The sequence below is a fragment of the Butyrivibrio sp. genome, assembly GCF_024699075.1.
In genome coordinates, this window is sequence record NZ_JAILQF010000227.1 from 34,582 (window position 1) to 41,134 (window position 6,553).

The 6,553-nt window shown below is 40.1% G+C and carries 4 protein-coding genes; all 4 read left to right on the top strand.

What is annotated here, in order from left to right; translation table 11 throughout:
- Positions 1-377: 377 nt before the first annotated feature.
- Entirely contained in the window at positions 378-836 is a 459-nt protein-coding gene (locus K6G87_RS09190; RefSeq protein WP_296836190.1) for a hypothetical protein, read from the top strand.
- A 32-nt stretch (positions 837-868) separates the two neighbouring features.
- Positions 869-1,510: a TetR/AcrR family transcriptional regulator gene (locus K6G87_RS09195; protein WP_296836191.1), complete on the top strand. Its 642-nt coding sequence runs from the start codon at positions 869-871 to the stop codon at positions 1,508-1,510.
- A gap of 63 nt (positions 1,511-1,573) precedes the next feature.
- On the top strand, positions 1,574-5,374 hold the full coding sequence (locus K6G87_RS09200) for a phosphoribosylformylglycinamidine synthase (protein WP_296836193.1): 3,801 nt from the start codon (positions 1,574-1,576) through the stop codon (positions 5,372-5,374).
- Between the two features lie 96 nt (positions 5,375-5,470).
- Positions 5,471-6,553: carbamoyl phosphate synthase small subunit (locus tag K6G87_RS09205; RefSeq protein ID WP_296836194.1), on the top strand; the 1,083-nt coding region annotated here is incomplete at its 3' end.

The window sequence follows — 6,553 nt, forward strand, 5'->3', positions numbered from 1 at the left end:
CTAAAAACTATTTTTCTATTAGTCAATATAATGAGATCATTAGTCACAAGATGTAATTTTACACTATATTTCGATTAAATGGTATTGATAATACAAATTTACATTTATTATAATGCAAAGTATAAAAAAGAAACATAAATATAGCTTAAAACAAGTATGAGCATATATGATGGCGATATAATCAATTTAGGTAAATCGCTCGATAAATATATTGTGGGGATGTTTTAGAACGTTTGTTCAAAAATAGTATAGAAATTTATAAAAAATTTGGAGATTCGCACTCTGTACAATTTGTGACACTGTTGTTATAATTATGCAGAATTGCGGAGAAGCGTTGTTTTGTAACTGTTCATTGCATATAAAATGAGGTGAGAAACATGGCAGATGTAACCGAAAATAGCCCGCAGGATATTGTTAACCGTTATCGTGGAATGGTAGAGACACTTTCTAAATACCTTCGCTGGTTCAAAGAGAACGAAAGCAAGGCAGTAGATCAGAATTATAGCGGATCTAATATGGGATCCACCATTCAGTTCCCGGTTTATGATGCAACAGTCCTTTCATTTGTTAAGGACGCTCAGGCTACCGGTCTTATGGACCGCAATTATGTATATCTTTATAGTAGGAAGAATCTTAAGACCTGGAAAGATGAACTTGAATATATTTCAAATGTAGATATAATGCATTTGGATGATATTAATCGAATCTTGTCCAAGTATGTACTTGGAGGTCAGGTCAAGGCTGGTATGTGGTCAGAAGCTGTTCAGCATGGTATATTTGAACATGCTGTAAGCAAGATGAAGGAACTTATCGATCTTTGGGATCACGAGAACTGATCTTAAAAGTCACTGTTATTGTGGGGAGCGCTATGGGAGCCAAGGCAAGCAGAACTGAAAAGCATATTTTGGCTAAGGCTAGAGAGATTTTTTCCAAAAAAGGCTTTAAAAATGTTACTATGCAGGACATAGTAGATGCATGTGATATAAGCCGTGGAGGATTGTATCTTCATTTTTCAAGTGTTGAGGATATATTCCTTGCTGTTCTTAAGGCTGAGGAGGAAGTGTCTTTGGATGAAGAGACTCTTTCTTTAGAAGGAACAGATGATGGATCAGAAGCATCACAGGGCATTGAAGTTATGGCAGAAGTTAGTGCATCTGACAGACTTGCAGCATTTTTGAAGGAGCAGAAGCGCTATATACTGCGCAGAAAAGACGGACTTAGTCTCGCACTTATGGAGTATTATTCAGGGCATAATGCATCCCTTGATAATAATTATATAAAAATTCATTTTGACAATTGCATTAATACTATCGAGATGATAATATCTGATGGAGTTGAAAGCGGCGAATTTGAGTGTGAAGATATAACTGGTTTTGCCAGAAATCTTGCATACGTATTGGAAGGACTTAAAACTATGGCAACAGTTGTCTCTATTTCTGAACAAGCTGTAGATAAGGAAATGTTTTATATTCTGCAGGGCATCGTACCGGCAGATCAATATACTAATTAATAATTAATGAAAATGTGCTTCGAATTTCGGAGCACATTTTTTTAAAAAAGAAAGAGGAGAATTATGGTCAGAAGAGTCTATGTAGAAAAAAAGAAACCTTTTGCAGGCAAGGCAAAGGATCTGCGACATGAGATAAGAAGATATCTCGGAATCATGTCATGCGAGGATGTTCGTGTGCTTATAAGATACGATGTTGAAAACGTATCTGATGAGGTATTTGAAAAGGCTTGTACAACAGTATTTTCAGAGCCTCCTGTTGATATACTTTACAGAGAGTCTTTTGACACTAATGAAGGAGAGCGCGTATTCAGCGTTCAGGCTCTTCCCGGACAGTTCGACCAGAGGGCTGATTCTGCAGAGCAGTGCGTACGTTTTATAAAGGGTGAAGAAGAGCCTGTCATCAGAAGTGCTGATACATATGTCATTATTGGAAATGTAACAGATGAAGAGCTTGATAAGATCAAAGAGTATGTTGTAAATCCTGTTGATTCACGCATCATTGATGAGTCCAAGGCTGATACTCTTGTAGAGACATATCCTGAGCCGGAAGATGTAAAAACATTTGACGGATTCAAGGACATGGAAGAAGCAGAGCTTAAAAAGCTTTATGATTCACTTGGACTTGCCATGACATTCAAGGATTTCAAATGGATCCAGACATATTTCCACGATGAGGAGAAGAGAAATCCTTCTGTTACAGAGATCCGTGTTCTTGATACATACTGGTCTGATCACTGCCGTCATACTACATTCGGCACAGAGCTTAAGACTATAACATTTGGGGAGGGCGATTACAAAAAGCCTATCGAAGATTCTTATAATCAGTATCTTATCGCTCGTGACGAGCTTTATACAGATCCTGATAAGAAAAAAGAAAAGTTCATTTCCCTTATGGACCTTGCTCTTGTAGGAATGAAGAAGCTTAAAAAAGACGACAAGCTTACAGATATGGAAGAATCTGAAGAAAACAATGCCTGTACTGTAGTTGTACCTGTTGAAGTTGATTATGGACAAGGCAAGACAACAGAAAACTGGCTTGTATTCTTCAAAAACGAAACTCACAATCATCCTACTGAGATCGAGCCTTTCGGTGGTGCTGCAACATGTCTTGGTGGTGCTATCCGTGATCCGCTTTCAGGAAGAGGTTATGTATATCAGGCTATGCGTGTAACAGGTGCTGCAGATCCTACAGTTCCTGTATCAGAGACACTTAAAGGTAAGCTCTCACAGAAGAAGCTCGTTAGAGGCGCAGCACAGGGTTATTCATCATATGGTAACCAGATCGGTCTTGCTACAGGATATGTTAAGGAAGTATATCACCCTAACTACGTTGCTAAGAGAATGGAGATCGGTGCTGTTATGGGTGCTGCTCCTCAGGCTAACGTAATGCGTAAGTCTTCTGATCCTGGTGATATCATCGTACTTCTTGGCGGACGTACAGGACGTGATGGAATTGGTGGTGCTACAGGATCTTCCAAGGCTCATACAAATAGCTCACTCACAACATGTGGCGCAGAGGTTCAGAAAGGTAATGCTCCTACAGAGCGTAAACTTCAGAGACTCTTCAGAAGAAAAGAAGTTTCATCAATAATCAAGAAGTGTAACGACTTTGGTGCAGGCGGTGTATCTGTAGCAATTGGTGAACTTGCAGATGGCCTTGATGTAAATCTTGACCTTGTACCTAAGAAATATGCAGGTCTTGATGGAACAGAGCTTGCTATATCAGAATCTCAGGAGCGTATGGCAGTAGTTGTTGATCCAAAAGATGCCGATCAGTTCCTTGCATATGCGGCAGAAGAAAACCTTGAAGCTGTAAAGGTGGCGGTAGTAACCAAGGAACCTCGTCTTGTACTTAACTGGAGAGGTAAGAAGATAGTAGATATCTCCAGAGCATTCCTTAATACTAACGGAGCTCATCAGGAGACAGATGTTGAAGTAGAGATTCCTTCAAAGGCAGATAACTACTTTAACAAAGTTGCATGTGATAAAGCATGCGAAGCTCTTTCAAAGGGCGATGTAAAGGAAGCATTCCTTGAGGAAATGAAAGACCTTAATGTATGTTCACAGAAGGGTCTTGTAGAAAGATTCGACTCTTCTATTGGAGCTGCTTCAGTAGAGATGCCTTATGGCGGAAGATACCAGCTTACAGAGACTCAGAACATGATAGCTAAGCTTCCTGTTCTTGATGGTAAGAGCGATACAGTAACAATGATGGCTTACGGATTTGATCCATTCCTTTCATCCTGGAGCCCATACCACGGAGCTGTATATGCAGTAACAGAGTCTGTTGCAAGAATCGTAGCAGGCGGCGGTGAAGTTAAGAATCTTCACTTCACATTCCAGGAATACTTCAAGAGAATGACAGAAGATCCTAAGAGATGGTCACAGCCATTCACAGCACTTCTTGGTGCACTTGATGCTCAGCTTGGATTTGGTAAGGCTTCAATAGGTGGTAAGGACTCTATGTCAGGATCCTTCAATGATATAAACGTACCACCAACACTTGTATCTTTTGCTGTAGATGTTGCTCGTATTAAGGATGTTGTTACACCTGAGCTTAAGGAAGCAGGCGATAAGCTGGTAGAACTTAAGATCGCAAGAGACGAATATGATCTTCCTGTATACGAGAAGGTTATAGCTCTTTATGATAAAGTTTCAGAGCTTATGAAGAGCGGCGTAATAAAATCAGCATATGCTGAGGATGGCTACGGAATTGCAGCTTCAAGTGCAAAGATGTCATTTGGTAATAAGCTTGGAGTAGCATTCGATGAGAGCATTAGTGCAAAAGATCTTTTTGCAAATGGAATGTGTAATCTCCTTGTAGAGACTTCTGAAGCTGACCTTGACAAGGTACTTTCTGTAGATGGGGCAAGACTTGTCGGAACTGTAACAGCTAAGAACAGCTTCGTAGTTGAAGGTGCTGAAATAGACGGTGAAGAGCTTCTTAAAGCCTGGACAGGAACACTTGAAAAGGTATTCCCTTCAAAGGCAGGAGATGACAATACTGTTATCGAAACAAAACTTTATGATACTAAAGATATATATGTATGCAAGAACAAGGTTGCAAAGCCTACAGTATTCATTCCTGTATTCCCCGGAAGTAACTGCGAGTATGACTCTGCAGCAGCATTTAAGGCAGCAGGAGCTGATGTTGATATAAAGATATTCAGAAACCGTAATGCACAGGATATCTATGAATCAGTTGAGGAATTTGAAAAGGCAATAGATAAGGCACAGATCGTTATGTTCCCTGGAGGATTCTCAGCAGGTGATGAACCTGACGGATCAGCTAAGTTCTTTGCTACAGCATTCCAGAATGCTAAGATCAAGGATGCTGTTGAAAAGCTCCTTAATGAAAGAGACGGACTTGTACTTGGTATCTGTAACGGATTCCAGGCTGTTATCAAGCTTGGCCTTGTACCAAACGGTAAGATCACAGGTCAGAACGTAGATTCACCTACACTGACATTTAATACAATAGGCCGCCACATCTCCAAGATGGCATATCTTAAGGTTGTATCTAATAAGAGCCCATGGCTTCAGGAAGCAAAGCTTGGCGGAGTATATACAAACCCTGCATCTCACGGTGAAGGAAGATTCGTTGCTCCTGAAAATGTAATAAATGACTTGTTTGCAAATGGTCAGGTAGCATTCCAGTACTGTGATACAGAAGGCAACATCTCTATGGATAGCGAATGGAACATCAACGGTTCCTATTGTGCTATTGAAGGTATCACATCACCTGATGGAAGATGCCTTGGTAAGATGTGCCACGCAGAGCGTAGAGGAGACGGTGTTGCTGTTAACATCTATGGTGAGCAGGATCTTAAGATCTTTAAATCCGGCGTAGAGTACTTTAAATAATAATTAGACTATCCGGGGCCAGTTATGGCCCTGGAGGTTTATTTATGTAAAGATAATTATTTTCTTCTTTATAGAAGCAGAAGGGACAGATAATATATGAAAAAAGCCTTTTTAATCCTTGAAGACGGAACAGTGTTTGAAGGACAGGCAATAGGAGCTGATAAAGAAGTAATCAGTGAAATTGTATTCAATACGACAATGGCTGGCTACACAGAAGTATTTACCGATCCTTCATATGCAGGACAGTCAGTATGTATGACATATCCTCTTATCGGTAACTATGGTGTATGCCTTGATGATATGGAATCCGAGAGAATCTGGCTAGACGGTGTTATAGTCAGAGAGCTTTCAGAGGTTGCATCTAACTTCAGATGTGATATGAGTTTGCAGGATTTCCTTGTAAAGTATGATATTCCCGGAGTTGAAGGAATTGATACAAGAAAGCTTACAAGAATCCTTCGTGAAAAGGGAACCATGAACGGCTGTATCACAACCAATGAAAATTACAACCTTGATGAGCTTATTAAGAAGATGAAAGCTTATACTACAAAGGGCGTAGTTGAAAAGGTTTCCTGCAAAGAAAAGTATGAGGTTAAGGGCGCAAGAGACCTTTCTGATAACGGACCTGTTTCCGGAAGTGCTGTATTTAATGAAGATAATTACAAGGCAGATCTTAGTGGCGATCATTCAAAGAGAGAGAAGAAACCTTCTCTTGTTAGAAAGCTTAATGGCATAAAGGCAGACGGAACTCACCTTAAGGTAGCTCTTCTTGATGTAGGAGCTAAGTACAATATCGCCAACTCACTTGCAGCAAGAGGATGTGATGTAACAGTATATCCATATAATACAAGTGCAGAAGAGATCCTTGCCGGAAATCCTGACGGAATAATGCTTTCAAATGGCCCCGGAGATCCAAAGGACTGCGTATCTGTTATAGAAGAGGTTAAGAAGCTTTATGAATCAGATGTTCCGATCTTTGCAATCTGCCTTGGACATCAGCTTATGGCACTTGCAACAGGAACAGATACTTATAAGCTCAAATATGGTCACAGAGGTGGTAACCATCCTGTCAAAGAGCTTGCAACAGGTAAGGTATATATAAGTTCTCAGAATCACGGCTACGTAGTAGATACAGATAAGCTTGATCCTAAGGTTGCAACACCAGCTTATGTGAATGTC